The sequence below is a fragment of the Chryseobacterium indologenes genome, assembly GCF_002025665.1.
Lineage (GTDB): Bacteria > Bacteroidota > Bacteroidia > Flavobacteriales > Weeksellaceae > Chryseobacterium > Chryseobacterium metallicongregator.
Map to the genome: position 1 here is coordinate 2,051,870 of NZ_CP018786.1, position 23,875 is coordinate 2,075,744.

At 36.5% G+C, this 23,875-nt stretch carries 21 protein-coding genes; 9 read left to right on the forward strand and 12 right to left on the reverse strand.

Annotated elements, in window-relative coordinates:
* Positions 1 to 95: 95 nt before the first annotated feature.
* From BUE84_RS09305 to BUE84_RS09335, 7 genes are all read right to left on the reverse strand, one after another.
* The gene (locus BUE84_RS09305) at positions 96 to 1,454 is read right to left on the reverse strand and encodes a M20/M25/M40 family metallo-hydrolase (RefSeq protein ID WP_079241396.1); all 1,359 of its coding nucleotides are present in this window, start codon (positions 1,452 to 1,454) and stop codon (positions 96 to 98) included.
* A gap of 3 nt (positions 1,455 to 1,457) precedes the next feature.
* Positions 1,458 to 2,816 carry a M28 family peptidase gene (locus BUE84_RS09310; protein WP_079241397.1) on the reverse strand — a complete coding sequence of 453 codons (1,359 nt, stop codon included), beginning with the start codon at positions 2,814 to 2,816 and terminating at the stop codon, positions 1,458 to 1,460.
* Between the two features lie 2 nt (positions 2,817 to 2,818).
* Positions 2,819 to 4,222 (reverse strand): M28 family peptidase, encoded by a 1,404-nt coding sequence (locus BUE84_RS09315; RefSeq protein WP_079241398.1) that lies wholly within the window; start codon positions 4,220 to 4,222, stop codon positions 2,819 to 2,821.
* A gap of 54 nt (positions 4,223 to 4,276) precedes the next feature.
* The gene (locus tag BUE84_RS09320; RefSeq protein ID WP_079241399.1) at positions 4,277 to 5,521 is read right to left on the reverse strand and encodes a DUF1015 domain-containing protein; all 1,245 of its coding nucleotides are present in this window, start codon (positions 5,519 to 5,521) and stop codon (positions 4,277 to 4,279) included.
* Positions 5,522 to 5,523: 2 nt separating this feature from the next.
* Positions 5,524 to 6,489 carry a D-2-hydroxyacid dehydrogenase gene (locus BUE84_RS09325; protein WP_079241400.1) on the reverse strand — a complete coding sequence of 322 codons (966 nt, stop codon included), beginning with the start codon at positions 6,487 to 6,489 and terminating at the stop codon, positions 5,524 to 5,526.
* Between the two features lie 109 nt (positions 6,490 to 6,598).
* Complete coding sequence (serC, locus tag BUE84_RS09330) at positions 6,599 to 7,663, reverse strand: 3-phosphoserine/phosphohydroxythreonine transaminase (RefSeq protein ID WP_079241401.1); 1,065 nt, start codon at positions 7,661 to 7,663, stop codon at positions 6,599 to 6,601.
* A 107-nt stretch (positions 7,664 to 7,770) separates the two neighbouring features.
* Positions 7,771 to 8,121 carry a 4Fe-4S binding protein gene (locus BUE84_RS09335; RefSeq protein ID WP_034698512.1) on the reverse strand — a complete coding sequence of 117 codons (351 nt, stop codon included), beginning with the start codon at positions 8,119 to 8,121 and terminating at the stop codon, positions 7,771 to 7,773.
* 59 nt (positions 8,122 to 8,180) lie between these two features.
* Here BUE84_RS09335 and BUE84_RS09340 point away from each other — a divergent pair, with 59 nt between their 5' ends.
* Genes BUE84_RS09340 through BUE84_RS09350 form a run of 3 tightly spaced genes read left to right on the forward strand, consistent with a single transcriptional unit; the run spans position 8,181 to position 10,429 of the window.
* The gene (locus BUE84_RS09340; protein WP_079241402.1) at positions 8,181 to 9,215 is read left to right on the forward strand and encodes an acyl-CoA reductase; all 1,035 of its coding nucleotides are present in this window, start codon (positions 8,181 to 8,183) and stop codon (positions 9,213 to 9,215) included.
* A 47-nt stretch (positions 9,216 to 9,262) separates the two neighbouring features.
* Positions 9,263 to 9,700, forward strand: coding sequence for a peptidylprolyl isomerase (locus BUE84_RS09345; RefSeq protein ID WP_238594396.1), 438 nt, complete (start codon positions 9,263 to 9,265; stop codon positions 9,698 to 9,700).
* A gap of 39 nt (positions 9,701 to 9,739) precedes the next feature.
* Positions 9,740 to 10,429, forward strand: coding sequence for a Bax inhibitor-1 family protein (locus BUE84_RS09350; protein WP_079241404.1), 690 nt, complete (start codon positions 9,740 to 9,742; stop codon positions 10,427 to 10,429).
* Between the two features lie 868 nt (positions 10,430 to 11,297).
* On the opposite strand, the gene BUE84_RS09355 is transcribed toward BUE84_RS09350, so the two are convergent.
* From BUE84_RS09355 to BUE84_RS09375, 5 genes are all read right to left on the reverse strand, one after another.
* On the reverse strand, positions 11,298 to 11,546 hold the full coding sequence (locus BUE84_RS09355) for a DUF6952 family protein (RefSeq protein ID WP_002980002.1): 249 nt from the start codon (positions 11,544 to 11,546) through the stop codon (positions 11,298 to 11,300).
* The gene (locus BUE84_RS09360; protein ID WP_034698499.1) at positions 11,546 to 11,854 is read right to left on the reverse strand and encodes a thioredoxin family protein; all 309 of its coding nucleotides are present in this window, start codon (positions 11,852 to 11,854) and stop codon (positions 11,546 to 11,548) included. Before BUE84_RS09360 ends, BUE84_RS09355 begins: the two co-directional genes overlap by 1 nt.
* A 117-nt stretch (positions 11,855 to 11,971) precedes the next feature.
* Positions 11,972 to 12,604, reverse strand: coding sequence for a peroxiredoxin (locus BUE84_RS09365; RefSeq protein WP_034698496.1), 633 nt, complete (start codon positions 12,602 to 12,604; stop codon positions 11,972 to 11,974).
* A 146-nt stretch (positions 12,605 to 12,750) separates the two neighbouring features.
* A complete protein-coding gene (locus BUE84_RS09370; RefSeq protein WP_079241405.1) occupies positions 12,751 to 15,690 on the reverse strand; it encodes a M16 family metallopeptidase in 2,940 nt (979 codons plus the stop codon).
* A 33-nt stretch (positions 15,691 to 15,723) separates the two neighbouring features.
* Entirely contained in the window at positions 15,724 to 16,917 is a 1,194-nt protein-coding gene (locus BUE84_RS09375; protein WP_079241406.1) for a pyridoxal phosphate-dependent aminotransferase, read from the reverse strand.
* Between the two features lie 178 nt (positions 16,918 to 17,095).
* On the opposite strand from BUE84_RS09375, the gene BUE84_RS09380 reads away from it, so the two are divergent.
* The 6 genes from BUE84_RS09380 to BUE84_RS09405 all read left to right on the forward strand — a co-directional run bounded on the left by BUE84_RS09380 (position 17,096) and on the right by BUE84_RS09405 (position 23,760).
* Positions 17,096 to 17,932, forward strand: a complete 837-nt coding sequence (locus tag BUE84_RS09380; RefSeq protein ID WP_079241407.1) for a GLPGLI family protein — start codon at positions 17,096 to 17,098, stop codon at positions 17,930 to 17,932.
* 69 nt (positions 17,933 to 18,001) lie between these two features.
* Positions 18,002 to 19,339: a M20/M25/M40 family metallo-hydrolase gene (locus tag BUE84_RS09385; protein WP_079241408.1), complete on the forward strand. Its 1,338-nt coding sequence runs from the start codon at positions 18,002 to 18,004 to the stop codon at positions 19,337 to 19,339.
* Positions 19,340 to 19,437: 98 nt separating this feature from the next.
* Positions 19,438 to 20,073 carry a 16S rRNA (guanine(527)-N(7))-methyltransferase RsmG gene (gene rsmG, locus BUE84_RS09390; RefSeq protein WP_034698484.1) on the forward strand — a complete coding sequence of 212 codons (636 nt, stop codon included), beginning with the start codon at positions 19,438 to 19,440 and terminating at the stop codon, positions 20,071 to 20,073.
* A 62-nt stretch (positions 20,074 to 20,135) separates the two neighbouring features.
* On the forward strand, positions 20,136 to 20,540 hold the full coding sequence (locus tag BUE84_RS09395) for a hypothetical protein (RefSeq protein ID WP_034698481.1): 405 nt from the start codon (positions 20,136 to 20,138) through the stop codon (positions 20,538 to 20,540).
* Positions 20,540 to 21,076 (forward strand): DUF922 domain-containing protein, encoded by a 537-nt coding sequence (locus BUE84_RS09400; RefSeq protein ID WP_079241409.1) that lies wholly within the window; start codon positions 20,540 to 20,542, stop codon positions 21,074 to 21,076. Before BUE84_RS09395 ends, BUE84_RS09400 begins: the two co-directional genes overlap by 1 nt.
* Complete coding sequence (locus tag BUE84_RS09405) at positions 21,073 to 23,760, forward strand: PD-(D/E)XK nuclease family protein (protein ID WP_079241410.1); 2,688 nt, start codon at positions 21,073 to 21,075, stop codon at positions 23,758 to 23,760. The genes BUE84_RS09400 and BUE84_RS09405 overlap by 4 nt, the downstream gene beginning before the upstream one ends.
* Positions 23,761 to 23,875 lie beyond the last annotated feature (115 nt).

The window sequence follows — 23,875 nt, forward strand, 5'->3', positions numbered from 1 at the left end:
GTTTAATTTGTGTTTAACAATGAATTGGACGACTCTGTGAAGAAAATCATGTTCATAAAAAATAAAAACCGTCTATACAGACGGTTTCTTATATATTACCAGTTTTTATCAACCATATAAATAATCTGGGTTAAAGCGGTTGCTCCCAATAAAAGTTCTCTTCGGTTCACCTTTTCAAAAGTATCTTCTTCTGTGTGGTGAATATCGAAGTAGCGTTGAGAATCCGGCATCAGCTCAGCTGTGGGAATGCCCATGTCGTGAAGCGGATAAAGGTCTGTTCCTGAAAACCGCTCTTCAAAATTATAAACTCCATAGGGAAGGAATAAATTCGACCAGCTTTTAATCTGATTTCTTTTCACATCATCCATATCCAATGCAATACCTCTCGGTGCGAAACCTCCGGCATCTGTTTCAATGGCAAAAAGATGTTTTTCGTTTTTCTCTTTTACGGTTTTACCATATTGGATTCCGCCTTTTACTCCATTTTCTTCATTGGCAAAACAAACAACTCTGATGGTGTGGTTGTTCGGAATACCTAACTTTTTAAAAGTCCTTAATACTTCAATGCTTTGTACAATTCCGGCTCCGTCATCATGTGCGCCTTCGCCTACATCCCAGGAATCAAGGTGTCCACCGACAACAATGACGCTTTGGTCTTTTTTACCTGTAATTTCTCCGATCACAGAATGGGATAGTTTTTCTCCTTTCATTCCGCAGTTGGAATTGAGTTTTGCAATAACTTTCTGGCTTTTCAGTAAAGCTTCCAGTTCATCTGCAGTTGTGCTTCCGATAGCAATTGCCGGTATTTTGGAAACCTTGTCTTCGTAGCGCATTGCTCCTGTGTGAGGTACGTCATCAAAAGCAGAAGACAGAGATCTTACGATGGCAAATTTACCTCCTTTTTTAGCGGTTAGAGAAGCTGCGGTAGTTCTGTATTTTGCAGCATCACCATAGGCTTTAAAGGTTTCTATGAAAGACTGACTGAAAGCATAGTTGAAGAATACAATTTTATCTTTTACTTTTTCAGCGGGAAGTTTATCATATTCTTCCATAGATTTTACCATGATGATTTCTCCGGAAACATCTTTTCCTCCGGTTCCTTCAGAATTTCCAAGGGAAAGCATTTTAAGGCTTTTCCATTTTCCGTTGGAAGTCTGGATGTTCAGAGATTCTTTTCCTCTTACCCATACTGGGATCATCACTTCCTGAAGCCATACTTTATCAGCTCCTGCATCACGAAGTTTCTGTTCAGCCCATTTTACGGACTTTTCATAGGCTTCTGATCCGCTTAAACGGTGGCCTATGTTTTTTGTAAGCTCTCTCAGCTCGCTATATCCTTTTCCGTTGTTCAGGATTTCTGTTGAGATTTTTCTGAACTGGATAGAATCATCTTTAGACTGGCCAAAAGCGACCATTCCAAAAAGTAATAATGAAGTTCCTAGTATCTTTTTCATTGTTTACCAATTTTTGTCAATCATATAAATAAGTTGTGTCATCACCGCAGACCCGAGCAACAGCTCTCTTCGGTTGACTTTTTCAAAAGTGTCCTCTTCGGTATGGTGAATATCAAAATAACGCTGTGGATCAGGAACCAGTTCAGCCGTGGGAACTCCCATTTCATGAAGTGGGGCGATATCAGATCCGGAATATTTACCTTCAAAGTTGTAAACGCCATAAGGTAAAAACAGATTTCCCCAGCCTTTAATCTGGTTTCTTTGATACTCATTCATTTCCAGAGAAATTCCCCGTGGTGAAAAACCTCCTGCATCCGATTCTATGGCAAAGAGATGCTTCTCGTTGTTTTCTTTAGTAATTTTGCCATATTGTTTTCCGCCTTTCGTACCATTTTCTTCATTGGCAAAACAAACGGCGCGAATGGTATGATTATTCTGAATACCTAATTTTTTAAAGGTTCTTAATACCTCAATACTTTGAACAATGCCGGCTCCGTCATCATGAGCACCTTCTCCAACATCCCAGGAATCTAAATGTCCACCAACAACAATAACACTTTGGTCTTTTTTACCGGTAATTTCCCCAATAACAGAGTGGGAAAGTTTTTCTCCTTTCATTCCACAGTTGGAATTGAGTTTTGCTGTTACTTTCTGGTTTTTCAATAAAGCTTCAAGTTCATCAGCAGATGTATTTCCAATGGTTATGGCTGGTATTTTGGAAATATTTTCGTCATAGCGCATATTGCCTGTGTGAGGAACATCGTCAAAAGCGGAAGAAAGTGACCGGATGATGGCAAATTTTCCTCCTTTTTTAGCTGTCAATGAAGCGGCAGTTCGTCTATAAGCTCCTGCATCACGATAAGAAATGAAGGTCTGTACATTTTCCTGATTAAAAGGGTAGTTGAAAAATACAATCTTATCTTTCACCTTTTCTGCAGGAAGTTTATCATATTCTTCCAGTGATTTTACCATAATAATATCACCTGAGACATCTTTTCCTCCTGTTCCTTCGGAATTTCCAAGGGAAAGCATTTTCATACTTTTCCAATTTCCATTAGAAATTTTGATGTGCAATGACTCTTTTCCTCTTACCCAAACCGGAATCATGACTTCCTGAAGCCATACTTTATCGGCTCCGGCATCACGAAGCTTCTGGGCAGCCCACTGTACGGATTTCTCATAGGCTTCAGAACCGCTTAAACGGTTGCCTATGGTTTTGGTAAGTTCTCTAAGTTCATTGTATCCTTTACCGTTATTTAGAATTTCAGTGGAAATTCTTTTGAATTGGATGGAATCATCTTTAGTCTGTCCAAAAACGACCATTCCGAAAAGCAATAATGCTGTTCCTGCTATTTTTTTCATTGTTACCAGTTTTTATCAACCATAAAAATCATCTGTGTTATGACGACAGCCCCAAGAAGAAGCTCTCTTTTATTTACTTTATCAAAAGTATCCTGCTCGGAGTGGTGATAATCAAAATATCTTTGTGTGTCTACCACAAGCTCTGCTAAAGGAATGTCGAGTTTTTTTAAAGGTGAAATATCCTGAATTGCTTCTGTCTGGTCGAAATCATAAACGCCATAAGGAAGGAAATATTCTTTCCACGGATACACCAGTCTTCTTCTCTGAGGAGACATATCCAAGGAAAATCCTCGTGGAGAATATCCTCCGGCATCGGTTCCTAAGGCAAATACATGCTTTTCGTCTTTCTTTTTTACATATGCAGCATACATCTCACGGCCTTGTCCTCCGTTTTCACTGTTGGCATACAAAACTACACGGATGGTGTGGTTATTTTCATATCCAAGTGCTTTCAAAGTTCTTAACACTTCGATGCACTGCACTACACCTGTTCCATCATCCACTGCACCTTCACCAATATCCCACGAATCCAGTTGAGCCCCTAAAACAATTACTTTAGAGTCTTTTTTGCCTCCAATTTCAGCAATGATATTGGGATTTGTAGTGTCACCTTTCGCTTCGGCGGTCATATTGATTTTAGCTGTGACTTTTTGCTTTTTTAAAGTTTTCTCCAATTCATCTGCAGATCTTACTCCAATTGATAAAGCTGGAATTTTAACTTTATCATCAGGTTCGTAATAAATCATTTTAGCATGAGGAGTGTCATCATTAGCTGTGGTCAGCGACCTTATAATTAATGCTTTTGCACCTGTCTTAGCAATCACAGAAGCGGAAATTAATTTTGATTTTGCAGTTTGTAAATAGGAATCACTTGTATTAATAATTTTCGGGTCCATAGGAACATTCACAAAAACTATTTTATCTTTTAACTGGCCTATTGACATGGCATTCAGCTCTGATGTGGAATTGATTAAAACGATTTCACCCACCAGATCTTTTCCGCCTGTTCCTTCAGAATTTCCGAAAGAAAGCATTCTGATGTTTTTCCAATCTCCATTTCCTGCTTTGATTTGTAAGGATTCTTTTCCTCTGATCCAGACTGGTGCTTTGGCTTCCTGTCTCCAGATCATATTAATACCGATTTCCTTAAATTTTTTTTCTGCCCATTCTACAGCTTTGGTATAACCGGGAGTTGCACTGAAACGCGGACCAATTCTTTTGGTGAGTTCTCCAAGATTATCATAAGCAGTACCGTTAGCCATAATTTCATCTGAAATTTTTCTGAACTCATCATGATAATTAAATTTGGCAACAGTACCTTTTTTTGCCGGGCTTTTTTGTGGCTTTTTCTGAGAAAATAAAAATCCACTCAAAAAGAGTGGAAGTATAATGAATATTTTTTTCATTTTTTATTTACTTATCTTTTCCATTGATAAAAGTAGGGAAAAAATAGGAATTTATTAAGGTTTCATGTCGTACATTAATAAGGCTGTAATTAATTTGGGCTCAATAAATGTACATTTTGGAGGCATGCTTAATTTTAAGTCTGAAATTTTAATCATATCATTAAAACTTACAGGGTAAATTCCAAAACCAACTTTACCTTCACCGTTGTCTACTTTTTCTTTTAAAAGATTAATTCCATTGATATTGGAAGTTCCCTTTACATAAGAAATAAGTTCAGAGCTGTCCGGATCTTCAATTTTCAGAATGTTTTTGAAAATATACTTATCTAAAAGATGGTGATCCAGATTGTCAAGAGACATTTCTTTGGAACGAAGATCGTGCTTCACGTGAAGAGAATAGAACTTCCCATCCATATACATTGAAATATGGAATTTTTGAGAAGGATAGTATGATGCTTCTCCTTTTTCGTGAATCAGGAAATATTTCTCAAGCTCTTTCAGGAAATCTGCCGGAGAAGTACCATTCAGATCGTGTAAGATTCTGTTGTAATCATGAATCTTTATCGACTGGTTGGAGACAATAAAGCTGTATACAAAGTTGTAAAGTTCTGTACCATTATGCTTTTTGTTTTTCTCCTTGTGATATTTTGCATTGATTGCAGTGGAACCAATTCTGTGATGTCCATCAGCAATATAAAACGAATCAATCTGATCAATCACTTCTTTAAATTGCTGTAGCTTCAGGCGGTTGTCTATTCTCCAGATTTTATGTCTGATACCCATAGAATCTACATGATTGAAGATAGGAACATTTTTTTCCTCATGATTCATCAGCAATTCAATTTTTGAATTGGCAGGGTAGGTAAGAAGCACAGGTTCAGCCTGCAGGTTTACTTTTTCAAGGTAGTGAGCCAGTTTTTCCTTTTTTTGCGGGATGGTACTTTCATGTCTTTTGATTTTTCCATTCCAGAAATCTTCAATACTTGCCAATCCCAGAAGTCCTCTGAACATCTGTTTGTTGGGGTAGATCTGCTCATAAAGATAGTAGGCTGAGTTGTCCTGGACCAATTTCTTTTCTTCCAGAAGCTCTTCAAATGTGGAACGGATCTTTCGAAGGTTCCGGTCAATATCTTTAGATTTACTTACAACATAAGGTTTAATCATATTGATGTAAGTATTTTCAACTTGAGCCTTCTCTGCGATCTCTTCCTGGGTGAAATTATCCAGTGGATGGGTAGGGAAAGTGCTCTCAAAGTCTCTATGAGGTCTTATTCCACGGAAAGGTTTAAAAACAGGCATATTTATCTTATAGTTTCTTTTTGTAGCTTAATAATTTGTTCTGCAAGTTCGATACCGATTTTTTCTTGCGCATCCACCGTATTGCCACCTACGTGAGGGGAAAGTGATAATGCAGGGTTCATCAGTAAAGGCAGTTCCGGACTTGGTTCGTTTTCAAAAACATCCAATGCAGCTCCGGCTACTTTTCCTGACTCGATAAAATCGATAAGGGTCACTTCATTGATGACACCTCCTCTTGCAGTATTTACAATATAGACTCCATCTTTCATTTTTTCAAACTGAGGGGTGTCTATAATATACTCATTCGTTTTCGGCGTATTAATACTGATGAAATCCGCCTCTTTAAGGAATGCATTCATATCATTGGTGGAAGTGATTTCAAAGTTCACAGACTGTCCGTTGAAGAAGTTCAGTGTAAGAACTTCTGTTTTCGGGCTTCTTGTCAGAACGATTACTTTCATTCCTAAAGCAATCCCTATCTTTATGACTTCCTGGCCAATGCTTCCAAAGCCGATTACTCCTAATGTTTTTCCTGAAAGTTCATACGCATTGCTGAATGACTTTTTCATAGCATTGAAATGAGTTTCTCCTTCCAGAGGCATCAATCTGTTCGATTCGTGAAGGAATCTTGCTAATGAAATGAAGTGTCCGAAAACCAGTTCTGCCACTGATTTTGAAGATGCTGTAGGTGTATTGATGACTTTGATGCCTTTACTTTTGGCATATTCTACATCAATATTGTCCATTCCGATACCGCCTCTTCCGATAATCTTAAGGCCCGGGCATGCATCAATCAGATCCTGTCTTACTTTCGTTGCACTTCTTACCAGAAGAACATCCACATTATTATCGTTGATAAAATTAATAACGTGATCCTGAGCCACTCTATTGTCCAGAATTTCAATTCCGGCTTCTTTTAGAGCCTTTTCTCCTGCTTTTGAAATTCCGTCGTTTGCTAAAACTTTCATGAGTTATTTTATTGATGTTAGATTAAAGATGTCAGAAGTTAGATTTTGAGGTCTGTTATCTGACATCTTTTGTCTTATATCCTTTTATTTTTCGGTCGCCTAATATAAGCTATTTTATTGACTTCATTACATCCACCAAAACCTGTACACTTTCGATAGGTAAGGCATTGTATAAACTAGCTCTGTATCCGCCCAGGCTTCTGTGTCCGTTTAATCCGCTGATCCCTGCTGCTTTCCACGCATTGTCAAATTCTTCTTTCTTGCTTTCGTCTGTAATTTTGAAAGAAACATTCATGAGTGAACGGTCTTCTTTTACACAGAAAGTTTCGAATAACGGGTTGCTGTCGATTTCGTCATATAAAAGTTTGGCTTTAGCTTCGTTTCTTTGTTCTGCAGCAGCAATTCCTCCATTTCTTTCAAGATACTGAAGAGTAAGTAAAGAAGCATATACAGGGAATACCGGTGGAGTATTGTACATGGATTCTTTAGCAATATGCTGAGAATAATCCAGAATGGAGAACATATTTTCTCTTCCTGTTTTACCAAGAATTTCTTTTTTTATAACTACTAAAGTAACTCCTGCAGGTCCCATATTTTTCTGAGCTCCGGCAAAGATCAGATCAAATTTAGAGAAATCCAGTTGTCTTGAGAAAATATCAGAACTCATATCACATACCATCAGTGTATCTACTTCAGGGAAGGATTTCATTTGAGTTCCATAAATGGTGTTGTTGGAAGTACAGTGGAAATAATCATATTCTGCACCTACCGTATAATCTTTAGGAATAAAAGAATAGTTTTCTTCTTTTGAAGAACCTACTACATCTACTGTTCCTACTTTTTTTGCTTCTTTAATAGCTCCGGCCGCCCAAGTTCCTGTATCCAGGTAAGCTGCTTTTCCTCCTACTTTCATCAGGTTGTAAGGAACCATTGCAAATTGCAGGCTGGCACCACCTCCTAAATAAAGTACTTCATAATCATCACCAAGATTCATCAATCTTTTTACAATGGCACGCGCTTCATCCATTACAGCAACGAAATCCTTACTTCTGTGGGAGATTTCAAGAAGAGATAATCCAATACCGTTAAAGTCCAGGATAGCCTGTGCTGATTTTTCAAATACTTCCTGTGGCAAAATACATGGCCCTGCGCTAAAATTGTGTTTTTTGTTCATATTTTTATTTTTGGATGCTTTGGGAATTAATTATCCTTCTGCTTTATTTTGATTTAATTGGATTTTGGGTTAAAAAAACCGCCTCACAGATGATGAGACGGAATTTTTTATTCACCGTGTAAGAATGCTTTTTTATTAAGAAGAGCTTCTTCAGATTCTACGTGATCTTCATCAGGTACACAGCAGTCTACAGGGCATACCGCTGCACACTGAGGTTCTTCATGGAATCCTTTACACTCTGTACATTTATCTGTTACAATGAAGTATACATCATCACTTACAGGTTCCTGTGGTGAATTGGCATCTACAGTAAGTCCTGACGGCATCGTAATCGTACCTTGAAGAGCCGTACCGTCAGAAGCTTTCCAATCTACAGCTCCTTCATATATTGCATTGTTTGGGCATTCCGGTTCGCAAGCCCCACAGTTAATGCATTCATCAGTTATTTTAATAGCCATCGCTAATTTTTTTTAAATTTGCACAAAATTACAAAATTTTACCCAATTTTAAAGTAATTATGAATACCGAAAATCAAGTTTTAGGACTTATTAAATTAAGTGGTTATATAAAAGCGTTTTTAGCTAAGAAACCGGAAAATCACAATGAAGATGATGTTGATATTGAATTATTGTTAAAAAGATCTGAAATAGAGAATCCGTGGTTTACCATTGATAATCAGAAATTTGCTTTACAGCAATGGACAGATCTTCTGACTGAAGAAAATATCAAAAACTGGCTGAGAAATTATTCAATCTCTAAAATTTCTAAAAGAGTTGGACTTATTTTAGCCGGAAATATCCCTTTGGTAGGGTTTCATGATGTGATGTCTGTTGTGCTAAGCAACCACATTCCTGTCATTAAGCTGTCTTCAAAGGATAAGTATATGATCCCGTTTTTATTAAAAAAGTGGAATGAGTTTTCCAATGGGAATGTAGCTTTTGAATTTGTTGAAAAATTGGAAAATTTTGATGCAGTTATTGCTACCGGAAGTAATAATACAGCAAGATATCTGGAATATTATTTTAAAAATCATTTAAATATTATCCGTAAGAACAGAACTTCCGTTGCAGTGTTGAAAGGAGATGAAACGAATGAAGAATTGCAGCTTCTGGCAAAAGATATTTTCCAATATTTCGGATTAGGATGCAGAAATGTGACGAGAATTTTCATTCCGCAGGATTTTATTATTGACAGGTTGTTTGAAAACTTCATAGGCTTCCAGGATATTATCAATCATAATAAATATGCAAATAATTATGATTATAACAGAGCGGTTTATCTTTTGAACCAGGATAAATTCTGGGATAATAATTTTGTAATGCTGAAAGAGGATGATAAGCTATTCAGCCCACTTTCTGTAATTAATTTCAGCAGATATGAATCGTTGGATGATGTGAAAAGCTTTATGGTTGAAAATGAGGAAAATATCCAGTGTGTAGTAGCAAAAGAAGAGGTCGGATTGGATGCTATCCCATTTGGTGAAGCACAAAATCCGGGACTTGATACGTATGCGGATAATGTAGATACAATGAAATTTTTAGAACTGGTCTGATTTTCGTATCTTCCATCACTTATTTCACCAGAACAAAAATGAATACTATGAAAAAATTATTGCTGGGACTTGCTCTTGTGGGCGGACAGTTGATTTTTGCACAGAAAGTAACAGGTGCAAAGATTGAAAACAGTCCCAAAAAAGAGCAGCAGGCTAGTATAAGTAAGGAGAAGGTTAGTTTGTATAATGAAAACTTCCTGAAGTTCGTTGAAGCTTTACAGGCTTCTGACCGTACAACCATTGATGGATTGCTTTCTGATAAGGTAAAGGAAATTGTTACGGATGATGTTCTTAAAAAAGTCAAAGAAGGTATTAATCCCAATAAAAAGCTTGAAATCTTAAAAGCAGGATACTATAAAACGATGGATGGAACCAATCATCCAAGTATTAAATATAAATATGCAGGAGAATCATCTTCAAAAGAGGCCATTACAGCAGTATTTGAAGATGATGGTAAAATCCTGGGTGTTTTGCCTGCGAAGTAAATAAAATTTATTTTCGATTAACTAAAAAAAATATTAACTATGATGACAGATGTTTTAGTCGCTCATTCTTCGGACGTGGAGAAGGCGAGTTTTTACAAGAAGACGTATTTGCATGTTGCTTTATCTATTCTTGCATTTATTGGAGTTGAAACGATATTATTGAAAACTGTTCCGGCAGAACTTATTGCGATGATGTTTAGCCAAAGGTATATCTGGCTGTTGATTATCGGAGTTTTCTGGCTAGCTTCGGTTTTAGCTTCCAAATGGTCACTTTCGCAAAGTAAATCTACCCAATATATGGGGCTTGGTTTTTATATCTTGCTGGAAGCGATTATCTTTTTACCTCTGCTTTTTATTGCAACCAATATGACGGGTGGTACCAATGTAATCTTCCAGGCTGCTACTTTAACGATTGCTATGTTTGCAGGGATTTCTGCAGTAGCATTCACTTCTAAAAGAGATTTTTCTTTCTTGAGAAATATCATTGTAATCGGTGGATTTATTTCCATTGGATTAATTGTAGGAGGGATGATCTTCGGATTTAACCTTGGGTTGTGGTTCTCTGTTGGAATGGTGATTTTAGCGTCAGCTACCATTCTATATCAGACAAGTAAATTAAAAGATTCTTATGGAACGAATCAGTATGTAGGAGCGGCATTGCAGCTTTTTGCTTCAATTATGCTTTTATTCTGGTACATTCTGAGTATTCTGATGAGCAGAAGAAGCTAATTGATAAGTAGATTTTATCTTTTAAAATATAGAGTCCCGGTGATCTTTCATCGGGATTTTTTTATTATTTAAACACAAAATTTAAACACAAAGTTCACAAATGTTTTCACGAATAACACGAATGTAATAATATCAATAGAAACAGGCTTTAACCCGTTTTATATTTTATGGATGCCTTCCAACGACTTAAGCCGAAACTTATAAGTATCCCACAAATTGACACGGATGCTTTCGTATATTTATTTGTGTTACTTGTGGTTTTTAAAATTAAACACAAATGTCACTATAATTTCACGAATAAACACAATTTAATATATCAGTAGGAACGGGCTTTAGCCCGTTTTATCATTATGAACATCTTCCAACGGCTTAAGCCCAAACTTATAAGTATCCCACAGATTGATACGGATGCTTTCGTATATTTATTTGTGTTATTTGTGAAGGAATATTTGTGTTACTTGTGGTTTTTAAAATTAAACACAAATGTCACTAATAATTTCACGAATAAACACGAATTTAATAATATCAATAGGACGTGTGATTTGTATATCTTTTTTTTGATGAATGATTTTTGAACAGCTGTATTAATATTTGTGATATCGGTGAAAATTATTTGTGTTATTCGTGGTTTCAGAAGTAAACCCCAAAAATCCTGATGAAAATATCACCAGGATTTTAATTGGTTATTCTTTACAATTTTTCATACAACTTCCAACCTCATGTGACTGATTACAGTCCTTTGAAGTACATTTTATAGTTGAAAGAAAAGATTCTTAAAGAATAGAAAAAAGTATAGTAATGAGGAAAACCTCAGGTATTGTATAGTTTGTGTTTTTACAGTCTTCTGATTAAAAATAATCGAGAGATGTTACTTGTCAATGGATCCTAAAACCTTCTGAGCAAAAGAGTTTAAAGCATCTTTTTCGCTCATTCCATTTTGTACATTCGCGTGAACTTCTAAAGCTCCACAGATGTTGGTGATCAATTCTCCTGCAACATTCAGATCTTCTTCGCTTGTTCCTCTGAATTCGCAGAAACTTTCCAGTACTTCTAAAGTCTTTTCAAGATTTTCAGGAGTCTGATTCTGATAAAACTGTCTGATTACGGGTAATTTCATTATGCTAATTCGTTAAAAAGGTTAATTAAACTTTCCGCCTGGTTTGATTGAACTTGGTTAACCAATTCTCCGTTTTTAAAGATTGCGAAAGTAGGTAAGTTGTCTACTTTTGCTAATTTTCTGCTTTCAGGAAGCTTTTCAGCATCAACATATAAAAATGGAATAGAGTCATTTTCAGATGCTAATTTTTTGAATTTCGGCTTCATAATTCTGCAGTTTCCGCACCATGTTGCGCCATACTGAACAACTACTTTTTCATTGTCGTTCACTATATTTTGTAATGTATCTTCGGTTAATTCTGTGTACATGATTGTAATTTGAAAATTTATTAATTTGAAAATGTGCTAATGCTTTGTAAAGAAGAAAATGAGATAATTTTTGATAATCCTCCAATTATCTCATTTTCAATATTTTAACACATTCTATTAGTTCTTCGCTAAGTATTCTGCTGTAGAAGTTCTGTCAGCTTTCATAGCGTCTTTCCCTTCTTCCCAGTTTGCAGGACATACTTCACCGTGCTTTTGTACGTGTGTGTAAGCGTCGATTAATCTTAAGAATTCTTTTACGTTTCTTCCTAGAGGCATATCGTTTACCGCTTCGTGGAAGATTTTTCCAGTTTCGTCGATAAGGTAAGTTGCTCTGTAAGTTACGTTAGAACCTGTGAAAACTTCATTTCCATCTTCGTCATATTCGAAGTCCTGATCAACAATTCCCAAAGTGTTAGCCAATTGTCTGTGAGTATCAGCTAAAAGTGGGTAAGTTACTCCTTCAATTCCTCCGTTATCTTTTGGTGTGTTCAACCATGCGAAGTGTACTTCGTTAGTATCACAAGATGCACCGATTACTTTAGTGTTTCTTTTTTCGAATTCACCTAAAGCCTCCTGGAAAGCGTGAAGCTCAGTAGGACATACGAAAGTGAAATCTTTAGGGTACCAGAATAAAAGAACTTTTTGCTGGTTGTTTACTGCTTCATCAAGGATGTTGATTCTTAAATCGTCACCCATTTCAGACATTGCGTCGATTGTTAAATTTGGGAATTTTTTTCCTACTAAAGACATAATTTTCTGTTTTATATTTAAATTTCTAATGCAAATATATAAAAGATTCATCTATCAAACAAACTAAAATCGATAAATAAAATCTATAATTGTTTTTGGTGTGATGTTAAATAAAAAAGCCCTGATATCAGGGCTTTTTGTTTATTTTAATAACCAAATATTTCAGTTAAATTAAGTTTTTTTACTTCGCCTAATTTCTGCATATCAGCCTCATTCACTTTGTCTTGAGAAGCGACAAGGCAGTAGGTGTAGTTCTTGTTTTTCATTTCCTTATCATGGAATGAGTTGATGTCTGTGAAAGACAGTTTTGGTGCCTGTTCATAAACATTCTTTCTCATATCAAAGTTGTTTCCAAGCTTTTGAGATTTCAGATAAGAGAAGATGATTCCGTCCTGAGTAATTCTTTCAGAAGCAATTGATTTTTTCAATCCGCTTTTCGCTGTTTCGAATAACTGCTCAGACTTTGGAAGGGTCGTCAGAAGCTCATTCATAGCCGTTGTAGACTCATTGAATTTGTCTGCCTGCGTTCCAACATAAGCCATAACCATGTCTTTGTCTGTTTTCTTACTTGGAAGTGCAAAATAAGAATAGGTAGAATAAGCCAGTGCTTTTGATTCTCTGATAGTCTGGAATACAATAGATCCCATTCCGCCTCCGAAATAGTTGTTAAATAAGCTTACCGTTGGAGTAGTGGATGCATTGTACGGATCAGAATTTCTTACCCAGAAAACTTCAGCCTGTACCATATCATAATGAGCAAATAAAACTTTGTTCTTATCAGTTGGGATCTGAGCGAAAGTTTTAGACTTAGGAAGATCTTTCAGGGTAGCAGGAAGTTTGTGAACAGGTTTCAAAGCTGCTACTACATCATTTCCTGATTTTGGACCATAATACAGTACTTTGTGCTTGAAATTGAATAAATCATGAAGAACATTAATTAAGTCTTCAGCTTTTAATGCATCAAGTTCAGCATCGCTTAGTACATTATTGAAAGGATTCTGTGCACCGTATTGAGCATAACTTCTCAACCCGGACATAATTACTCCTTTATTCTGTTTTGCGTTTGCTCTGGCTTTCTTCAATCTAACTTTGTAAGCATCAAGAGCAGCCTGGTCTGCCTGACAGTTTTTGATTAAATCTTCAAATAAGGAAATGGTTTTATCAAAGTTTTCATTTAAACCTTCCAGTGATACGTAAGTTTCCTCGTTTCCTGCACTCACATTGAAGCTTGAGGCAAGTTTGTAGAATTCCTTACTGATGATTTCAGAAGACTTGTCTTTCGTTCCTAAATACTGAAGATATTCTGCTGCTAATGGAAGAATTTTGTTGGTCCATTTTCCTGAATCAAAGTGATAATACATTCTGAACAAAGCGTTGTCTGTATTTTTTACAGAAAGTACATCTACAGCAGCTAATTTGTTTTTAGCGATGTCTTTGTCATAATTCAACCATACCGGAGCGATAGGGTTTTCAGGCATTTCATCAATCTTCTTAAGAAAAGGAGACTGGTCTTCTCTGTTAACGGAAACCGGTGTAATGGTTGGTTTATCAACTTTTACAATGCTCTTATCTTCCCCTTTTCTTTTGTAAACTGCAACGTAGTTATTGTTCTGAAGATATTTGGATACAAAATCCATGATATCTTTTTTCGTTAGTTTTGAAATCTCATCAACATACTCAAGCGATGCTTTGTGATCAACTTCTGAAGTGAATTCATCCATCAGGATGCTTGCTCTTGACGAATATTTTTCATCTTTCTGAATAATACCTTTCTTCTCGTTGTTTACGATAGACTGGATAAGGTCATCAGAAAAATCCCCTTTTCTTAATTTATCAATTTCCTGAAGAAGAAGATTTTTTACTTCATCCAGAGACTGTCCTTCAGTGGGCTTACCCTGTAAAAGTAAAACAGAATAATCTTTCAAAGCATAAGCTCCGGCATAAGCACCCAGTAGTTTCTGTTTTTTTACCAGATCAAGATCGATCAATCCTGCTTGTCCGTTAGTAAGCATGTTTCCAACAAGATTCAGCATTCTGGCATCTTTGGTAGAAGCTCCCGGAAATCTGAAACCAAGCATTACGTTTTCAGGATTCGGTCCTACCACTTCTTTTACAACCGGAGCGGTGATAGGTTTTTCCTGCCCGACTTTATATTCAGGAATTGCTTTAGGTTTCATGTAAGAGAAAGCCTTATCAATTTTTGCAATCACTTCATCCGGATTAAAATCTCCGGACATGATGATTCCCATATTATTCGGAACGTAATAATTGTTATAATATTCTCTGATCGCGTGTAGAGAAGGGTTTTTCAGGTGTTCAATGGTTCCGATAGTGGTTTGCTTTCCATAATTGTTATTAGGGAAAAGGTTGGCAAACATCGTATCGAAAACTTTATCTCCGTCATCATCAAGAGATCTGTTTTTTTCTTCATATACCGCTTCAAGCTCTGTGTGGAAAAGTCTTAGAACCGGTTCTCTGAATCTTTCAGACTGTACGGCAAGGAATTTGTCAAGAACATTTGCAGGTACATCTTCTGTGTAGACCGTTTGTTCAAAAGAAGTGAAGGCATTGGTGCCATCAGCTCCCATACCAGCCATCATTTTATCGTATTCATTTGCGATTGCAAATTTTGCTGCCTCTCCGGAAACTCTGTCAATTTCTTTGTAGATTTCTTTTCTTTTGGCTTCATCCTTGGTCTGGTTGTACTTTTCGTAAAGAGCGTCAATCTGGTCTAAAAGAGGTTTTTCTTTTGCCCAGTCTTTAGATCCAAACTGGTTTGTTCCTTTGAAAAGCATGTGCTCCAGATAGTGGGCAAGACCTGTGTGGTCTGCAGGATCGGTTTTGCTTCCTGCTTTTGTTGCAATATACGTTTGTATTCTCGGATCTTTATTGGTGGGACTCAAAATTACCGTTAATCCGTTTTTCAAAGTATAATACCTTGCGGAAGTTGGGTCATTGGTTACATATTTATACTTGTAGCCATTGGAAGTCGCTTCTTTCCATTGGAAATCCTGGCCAAAAGCATATCCTGCGAAACTTGCAGCGGCAATACTTGTAGCGATGGTTAGTTTTTTTAACAGATTCATTGCTGTCGTGTTTTATGTTGGGTTATTAATTTGTTAATTGAATTTTTCCAATAAATTTTTAATTCGTTTCATGGCCTCTCTTAAATCTTCCTCAGAAGCGGCATAAGAGAATCTGATACATTCCGGGCTTCCAAAAGAGAATCCACCTACACATCCAACGTGAGCATTTTCCAGAAGGAACATGGCAAAGTCGTCAGAGTTTTTAATTTCTGTTCCATCAAGGGTTTTTCCAATATAGTACGAAATATCCGGGAAGAAATAGAAGGCAGCCTTTGGAAGTACCACTTTGAATCCTGGGATTTCTTTGATCAGTTCATAGACAAGATCTCTTCTTTTTTTGAAAGCATCAATCATGTATCTGTATTCGGAAGGATCTGCTTTCAGGGCAACAATAGAAGCTCTTTGTGCTACCGTATTGGCGCCGCTGGTCATCTGTCCCTGTACTTTTTCACAAGCTTTTGCCAGCCATTCCGGACATGCAGAATACCCGATTCTCCATCCGGTCATAGCAAATGCTTTTGACATTCCATTGATTACCGCAGTCTGTTCATACACTTCTGGGAACTGAGCAATCGAAGTGGTGTTCGTTTCATAATTAATGTATTCATAAATCTCATCAGAAATTATCGTTATCTGAGGGTATTTAGCAATTACTTTGGCAATGGATTTCAATTCGTCATAGGTATAATATCCTCCTGACGGATTACATGGCGAGCTAAAAAGTACAGCTTTGGTTTTCTCAGTAATAGCTTCTTCAAGCTGTTCTGCAGTCACTTTGAAATCGGTAACATAAGATGTAGGAAGCATTACAGAAGTTCCACCCATCATTTTTACCATTTCATCGTAGCTTACCCAGTATGGTGCAGGAAGAAGAACTTCATCACCATCATTGATAATAGCGGCCAAAACGTTGATAATAGCCTGCTTAGCTCCATTGGAAACACAAATCTGGGTAGGTTTATATTCCAGATTATTATCTCTTTTTAATTTATATGCAATAGCCTCACGCAGTTCCAGAAATCCGGGAACAGGAGAATAGTGGCTGTAATTTTGATTGATGGCATCGAATGCTGCCTGTTTGATATTGTCCGGAACATCGAAATCCGGTTCGCCAAGAGTTAAGCTAATCACATCTATTCCGCTGGCTTTCATTTCTCTGGCTTTGTTTGACATTACAAATGTCTGGGAGTATCCTAATCTTTTTACTCTATCTGAAAGTTTATCCATTGTATTTTTTTGAATTTTAACAAATATATAATAAAAACGTGGTGTGGAGGTAATAAAAATAAAGGTACTTTAAAGATTTTTGTCAGGTTTTAGTCAAAACTTCTTTTAGGTTATAAAAATCATTTCTTTTGGTGTATGAGACTAATTTTAATCTTATTTTAGCCAAAAACTTAATTCCATGAAGAAGATATTCAAAGCACTTTTTTTGTTATCCGTGCCGCTTTTATATGCACAGAATTACCGTTTTGTCTACGAGTATAAGATGAAACCAAATATTGAAAAAAAGGATTCTGTAGTGATTGATTATATGAACCTGGATACGGATGGAAAAAAATCCTATTTCACTAATGCTGTTAAATATGAAAGAGATTCAGTATATCAGGCAGACAAAAATTATTCTGCATTGTTGAAAGGCAAAAATTATGACCGTAATCTGAACTATATTATTGAGAAAAACTATTCCCAAAAGACGATAAACCTGTATGATAAATACAAAAGCGTAAGTCTGGTAACTATAGATCAGGAAATCCCAAAATGGAAAATTGAAAATGAGTTTAAAAAGATTAACGATCTGAACTGCCAGAAAGCGGTTGCAGATTATAAAGGCCGAACTTGGGAAGCGTGGTTTAGCAAGGATTTTCCCATAAGCGATGGCCCATACAAATTCAGTGGTCTTCCGGGGCTTGTTGTTGCCATTAAGGACGGGGACAATGATCATGGTTTTGAATTGGTTCAGATTAAGAAAATTAAAGCAATCACAGCTTTTGTACCGAAAAATAATAAGCAGATGAGTGGTGAAGAATATAGAAAGCTTATTAAGAATTATACTTTTAATCCGGCAGAAGACATTGCGGCGATGAATATGGATTCCAAAAGCGGAACGATGGAAATGCAACTGAAGGACGGTTATGTTGCTCAGCTGGATATCAATAAGCTCAAAAAATATGGAGCAAAAATGGATGATGTGATCGCAGAAATGCTAAAAATGGGCACTAATCCTATTGAAAGAGATTAAAATAATTTCTCATAAGGGATGATTTTGCAGCGTAGGGTTTTGTATCTTTAACAATCTAAGATCTGTTATATGAGGTATTCCGTTTTTTTATTACTGATTTCCTGTACTGTTTTTTCTCAGAAGCATTCAAAAGATGACGAAGTGAAAAAATATGTCTCGCAGGTGAATGAGGATTCATTAAAATCATATATAGGAAAGTTGGTAAGCTTTGAAACCCGGCATACCTTGAGTTCGATAGATGATTCTAAACACGGAATAGGTGCCGCAAGGAATTGGGTGATCAGGAAATTCAATGAATATGCTAAAAATTCCGGTGGAAGAATGGAAGTATATCTACAGCAGGAAGATATTCAGCCGGATGGAAAACGAATTGATAAAGTGGCAAATCTTGGAAATGCTGTTGCTTTTCTCAAAGGAACAGATCCGAATGATAAGAGAATTTTCCTGATCGGAGGCCATCTGGATTCAAGAGTTACTGATGTGATGAACAGGACTTCCAAAGCACCTGGTGCCAATGATGATGGGAGTGGAGTAAGTGCTGTGATAGAGTCTGCGAGAATACTGAGCAAATCTTCGTTTCCGGCGTCTGTCATTTTCGTGGCCTTTTCGGGAGAAGAACAATCTTTGTTAGGCTCTAAACAATTGGCTGAAAAAATTAAAAGAGAAAATGGGCAACTGGAAGCTGTTTTGAATAATGACATGATTGGTAATCCCAAAGCAGGAGAAACTGGAGAAATCAACACCCGTATACTTCGTGTGTTTAGTGAAGGATTGCCTTACAAAGATCTGGATAAAAAGGCAATGACAATCAGAAATCTTGGTTTTGAAAATGATAGTGAATCCAGGCAGCTGGCTCGTTATATCAAAGAAATTACAGAACAATATGTCAACGGATTAGAGATTAAACTGATCTATAGAAATGACAGATTTTTGCGTGGAGGAGATCATACCAGCTTTGTGAATAACGGATTTCCTTCTGTAAGACTGACCGAATATTATGAAAATTACGATCATCAGCATCAGGACATAAGAATTGAAAATAATAAGCAGTATGGTGATCTTCCTGAGTTTATAGATTTTAAATATCTGAAAAAGAATGTCGCAGCCAATGTTGCCGTATTGGCAAGTCTTGCAAAATCTACCTCGAAACCAGAGAAAGTTGAAATGGATGTGAAGGAACTGACAAATTCAACAACTTTACATTGGGAAAAGCCAAAATCCGGAATCCCCGCAGGATATTATGTGCTGGCAAGGGAAACAGACAGTCCGGTATGGCAGAAAAAAATATTCACCACTGAACTTTCTATGAAGATTCCGCTTTCGAAAGACAATTATATTTTTGCTGTACAGAGCGTGAGCTCGTCAGGAAACCTGAGTGTCCCTGTCATACCAGGAATTGCAAAGTGATGGATTTTACTGAAAACCAGAATTTACTGCCGGATCAGGAAAAGTAGATTTGAATACAAGAGAAATAAAACTTATTTTTGCGGTTTATAATAATTCACATGTCTGCATCGTTACTATTAAAATATTTCCCGGATCTTACTGAAAAACAGAAAGAACAGTTCTCAAAACTGGAAAGTCTGTACAATGAATGGAATGAAAAGATCAATGTAATTTCCAGAAAAGATATGGAATCACTGTATGAAAAGCATATTCTGCACTCGTTGGGAATTGCAAAAGTGATGGAATTTGCACCGGGAACCAAAGTTTTGGATATCGGAACCGGAGGTGGTTTTCCAGGTATTCCTTTGGCGATCCTTTTTCCTGAAACAGAATTCACGCTGATTGATTCTATTGGTAAGAAAATCAGTGTGGTACAGGCTGTGGCAGATGGAGTAGGACTTACTAATGTAACGGCTATCCATGGAAGGGCAGAAAAGCTTAAAGAAAAATTCCACTTTGTAGTCAGCAGAGCGGTAACTCAAATGCCGGAATTTTTAAGATGGCTGAAGGGGAAATTTGAAAAAGAACAGTTTAACCCTAAACATAACGGAATTTTATATTTGAAAGGCGGTGATCTTGCTGAAGAGCTTGCCGGACTTAAATGTGAAATTTTCAATCTTAAACACTATTTTGATGAAGAGTTTTTTGATACGAAGAAAGTAGTTTATGTATCAAAAGGTAATTTTAATTCCTGATTTTTATGTGAATAAGGAATAATTTTTGCTAATATTTGTTAATAATCAGAAAAGTAAAGGTTATGAAAAAACTTTTAAATATTGGATTTTCAGTATTCGTGCTAGGCGTGCTTCTGGTTTCGTGTGATGATGATGATTATCATACCATTGAATCTATTGGTAAAATCAAAATAGACAGCGTAAAAATTGTCAATGATACCATGGATGTCTTTGCGATACAGAGTATCAAAACTTATTCCACTTATCCGTCTCATTGTGAGGGTTTTTACGGATATGATTATGTTTACAATACCAATCTGGAAAGAACGGTTACTTCCTATAAATATATTACCAACGGACCTTGTACACAAGGGAATTACGTGGGAGCGAATCAAATCAACTTCAGCCCTCAAAGAAAAGGTACTTATACTTTTAAATTCTGGAATGGAGGAAATAACTGGATCACGAAAACAATTGTAGTGGAATAATGAGATTGACTTTTGTATTATGTTTATTGGCAGCGCAGGCTGTATCCGGACAGAAAATTATCTGGGAAGAAGGCAAAAAATTAACATGGGATAACTTTAAAAGCCCGGTTAGCAAGAAAAAGAATCCTGATGTAGCAGCATATACCCATTGTGGCTGGGAGTTTTATTCTGAAAAATCTTCCAATCCAAAAGCGCCGGTTACGATTACCATTAAAACGCTCTTTCATGAAGATAAATCCTGGAAAGATGTCAAAAGAATGGATGATTATATCCTGCTGCATGAACAAAAGCATTTTGATATTGCAGAATTATTTGTGAGAAAATTCAGAAAGGCTGTTGCTGAAAAAATTAAAAATTCTGGAGATTATAATAAATATTTCAAAGCAATTTATAACGGAATCGCTATTGATTATAAAAACTTCCAGATGGCCTATGACAGCGAAACCCGTCATGGAATCGATAAAGAAAAACAAACCGAATATAATCAGTTGATTTCTGAACAACTAGACAACTTAAAAAGCTATAAAACCCTTTGAAATTCCTCAATAAGATCATCCACGAACTGCTATCACAAAACACTGACCTTTCTGCGTTTAATATCATTCTACCCGGAAAACGTCCCATTGTGTTTGTCAGACAGATTCTGGAGGAAAATAACTATTCAGGGTTTCTTCCCAACTTTTTTACCATCGAGGAGCTTATCAATAAAATAGCGGATCATCAGACTATTCAGGGAATTCCGTTGTGGCTTTTCTCTTTTGATGTATACCGAAGCCTGAATCTTATCCCAAGAGATGATTTTTCCGATTTTCTGAAATGGTTTCCCACCTTACAGAAGGATTGGGATGATATTCTCAAATTTTCAGACAGTGATCAGGCAGTTCTGCAGTATATGTTTGATGAGGAAAGGATCAAAGAATGGGCTCAGGACCTTGGAGAGGATGACGATGTTCCAAGAAAAAAGTTTCTTAATTTCTGGCAGAATATGAACGTTTTTCTCCCTGTTCTAAAAGAAAGATTGCAGGAGAGGAACTGGGCAACTTCCGGAATGATTCACGAGGTGGCTAAAGCCAGGATTGCCGACTTTGCAAAAAATACCAAAGAAGAATTTGTTTTTTGTGGTTTCAATGCCTTTACTCCAGTAGAAGAAAAGCTTGTAAGAAGCCTTTTGCAGTGGAATAAAGCGCAGTGCTTTTTTCAGGCAGACCGTTATTATTTCGATGATGAGAGACAGGAAGCCGGAAAATTCCTTAGAAATCATAAAACATGGAAAGAGTTTGATGATAACAGGGCTTTTCAGTGGATAGAAGACGATTTTAATCAACCTAAAAAAATTAAGGTATACGAAGTGTCCGGGAATGTAACCCAGACCAAAGTATTGCCTGAGATCTTTAAAGAGATCAATAATAAAACTTACTCCAATACTGCGGTAGTGCTGCTGGATGAAAACCTTCTTCCTGCCAGCCTTGATGTGATGCATGGTGTTGATAATTTGAATATTACAATGGGATTTCCGTTGAAAAACTTATCTTTCTCCAATGCAGTGAAACGTCTTTTCTACCTGCAGAAACAATTGGAAAAAAACAAACTGTCTTATTATTACAGAGATGTTTTCCCCATTTTGGAAGAACTTCCCAAATCTGTAGAAGATGAACAGATTATCAATGATTTTAAAGCCAAAGTAGAAGAGAGGAATATTGTCTATATTTCTCGAAAACTTTTACATGAACTGCTTAGTGGTCTGTCTTATTATGGACTTCTTCAAAAAGCAACAGGAACCAACGGCTATCTGGATATGCTTATTGAGTTCTGTCAGCAGGTAAAATGGCTTGAGATAGATGATATTCAGTATGAGAATGTCTCTCACTTTGAAAATGCATTCAGAATCATCAAAAACCAGTTGACTCCCTACAATATTGAGATCAAAATGGAAACGCTGGAAATCCTGATTAATCAGCATATCAATTCTGAGAGTATTGATTTTCAGGGAGAACCTCTGAGAGGACTTCAGATCATGGGACTACTGGAAACGCGTCTTCTTAACTTTGAAAACGTTATTCTGCTTTCTGTAAACGAAGGAAAACTTCCGCTTGGAAACTCTCAGAATACCTATATTCCTTTTGATATCCGAAGGTTCTTTGATCTTCATACTTTTCTTGAAAATGACAGCATTTATGCCTATCACTTTTACAGGCTGATTCAGGATGCGAAAAATGTACATTTGCTGTACAATGCTTTAAGCTCTGGAGTGAATACCGGCGAGAAGAGCCGTTTCATTACACAGATCGAGATGGAGAGTTCTCATGACATCGAACATCTCATTATTGAAAATTCTTCTGAACCTATTGCCACCAAACCCATAGAAATTTCCAAGACACAAATTGTACAGGATCGTCTTCAAAAATGGAAGGAAAAAGTATCAGCTTCCCATCTGACGAGTTATCTTTATAATCCGATTGATTTCTACCTTTCCAAGATTTTAAACACTTCGGAAACGGATGAAATTGAAGAGGAGCTGTCGATAAAAAATTATGGAAATCTAGTCCATTATTCACTTCAAGAAGTTTATGAGGTATTGAAGGGTAAGGTTTTAAAAGAAAGTGATTTAAAGAATTCAGTTAAAGCAGTAGATGAATATATAAATATTGCTATTGAAAAACTGAAGCACCAGCCGGAATTCTATGAAAAAGGAATGAATTATATCCATAAGGCCATTGCTAAAAAGGTAATTGAAAATGTGCTGAATCATGATCTTGAACTCATAAAACAGGGCAATAAACTGGAGATCATTGATATTGAAAGAAGGTTTGAAAATATAGATTTTCCTCTCGATGGAAATGATAAAATTTCTTTCTTTGGATTCATTGACCGGATTGATAAGCTGAACGGTACTCTAAGAATTATTGATTATAAGACAGCGAAGATTAAAAATCTCAATGTAAAGATTGATCAGGATAATGTAGATGAATATTTTCATAACAGCGACAGGAAGCAGGCACTTCAGCTTTGTATTTATCATTACGTTGTTCAGCACCTTCCTGAGTTTTGGGGATTCCCGATTGAAACAGGAATATGGAGTTTTGCAGACGCTAAGAAAGGAATGGTTTCATTGCAGTTCGATAAAGGAAATATTGACGATGCCATGAAATCGGTTAAAAGCCTTATTCTTGAAATCCTTAACCCGGATATTAATTTCGTGGAAACTATAAAAACGTATTAAAAATAGCTGACATGTATTGGGAAACATGTCTGGTCTGAAAAATGAGGGAATATTTGTTTTTAAGTTATAGACTGAAATGCATTTATTTACTTCACAGAATAGTCAGTTAATCAGG

Coding starts and splice junctions, on each gene's coding strand:
- BUE84_RS09305 (WP_079241396.1), bottom strand. CDS start 1,454: ATGAAAAAGATACTAGGAACTTCATTATTACTTTTTGGAATGGTCGCT.
- BUE84_RS09310 (WP_079241397.1), bottom strand. CDS start 2,816: ATGAAAAAAATAGCAGGAACAGCATTATTGCTTTTCGGAATGGTCGTT.
- BUE84_RS09315 (WP_079241398.1), bottom strand. CDS start 4,222: ATGAAAAAAATATTCATTATACTTCCACTCTTTTTGAGTGGATTTTTA.
- BUE84_RS09320 (WP_079241399.1), bottom strand. CDS start 5,521: ATGCCTGTTTTTAAACCTTTCCGTGGAATAAGACCTCATAGAGACTTT.
- BUE84_RS09325 (WP_079241400.1), bottom strand. CDS start 6,489: ATGAAAGTTTTAGCAAACGACGGAATTTCAAAAGCAGGAGAAAAGGCT.
- serC (WP_079241401.1), bottom strand. CDS start 7,663: ATGAACAAAAAACACAATTTTAGCGCAGGGCCATGTATTTTGCCACAG.
- BUE84_RS09335 (WP_034698512.1), bottom strand. CDS start 8,121: ATGGCTATTAAAATAACTGATGAATGCATTAACTGTGGGGCTTGCGAA.
- BUE84_RS09340 (WP_079241402.1), top strand. CDS start 8,181: ATGAATACCGAAAATCAAGTTTTAGGACTTATTAAATTAAGTGGTTAT.
- BUE84_RS09345 (WP_238594396.1), top strand. CDS start 9,263: ATGAAAAAATTATTGCTGGGACTTGCTCTTGTGGGCGGACAGTTGATT.
- BUE84_RS09350 (WP_079241404.1), top strand. CDS start 9,740: ATGATGACAGATGTTTTAGTCGCTCATTCTTCGGACGTGGAGAAGGCG.
- BUE84_RS09355 (WP_002980002.1), bottom strand. CDS start 11,546: ATGAAATTACCCGTAATCAGACAGTTTTATCAGAATCAGACTCCTGAA.
- BUE84_RS09360 (WP_034698499.1), bottom strand. CDS start 11,854: ATGTACACAGAATTAACCGAAGATACATTACAAAATATAGTGAACGAC.
- BUE84_RS09365 (WP_034698496.1), bottom strand. CDS start 12,604: ATGTCTTTAGTAGGAAAAAAATTCCCAAATTTAACAATCGACGCAATG.
- BUE84_RS09370 (WP_079241405.1), bottom strand. CDS start 15,690: ATGAATCTGTTAAAAAAACTAACCATCGCTACAAGTATTGCCGCTGCA.
- BUE84_RS09375 (WP_079241406.1), bottom strand. CDS start 16,917: ATGGATAAACTTTCAGATAGAGTAAAAAGATTAGGATACTCCCAGACA.
- BUE84_RS09380 (WP_079241407.1), top strand. CDS start 17,096: ATGAAGAAGATATTCAAAGCACTTTTTTTGTTATCCGTGCCGCTTTTA.
- BUE84_RS09385 (WP_079241408.1), top strand. CDS start 18,002: ATGAGGTATTCCGTTTTTTTATTACTGATTTCCTGTACTGTTTTTTCT.
- rsmG (WP_034698484.1), top strand. CDS start 19,438: ATGTCTGCATCGTTACTATTAAAATATTTCCCGGATCTTACTGAAAAA.
- BUE84_RS09395 (WP_034698481.1), top strand. CDS start 20,136: ATGAAAAAACTTTTAAATATTGGATTTTCAGTATTCGTGCTAGGCGTG.
- BUE84_RS09400 (WP_079241409.1), top strand. CDS start 20,540: ATGAGATTGACTTTTGTATTATGTTTATTGGCAGCGCAGGCTGTATCC.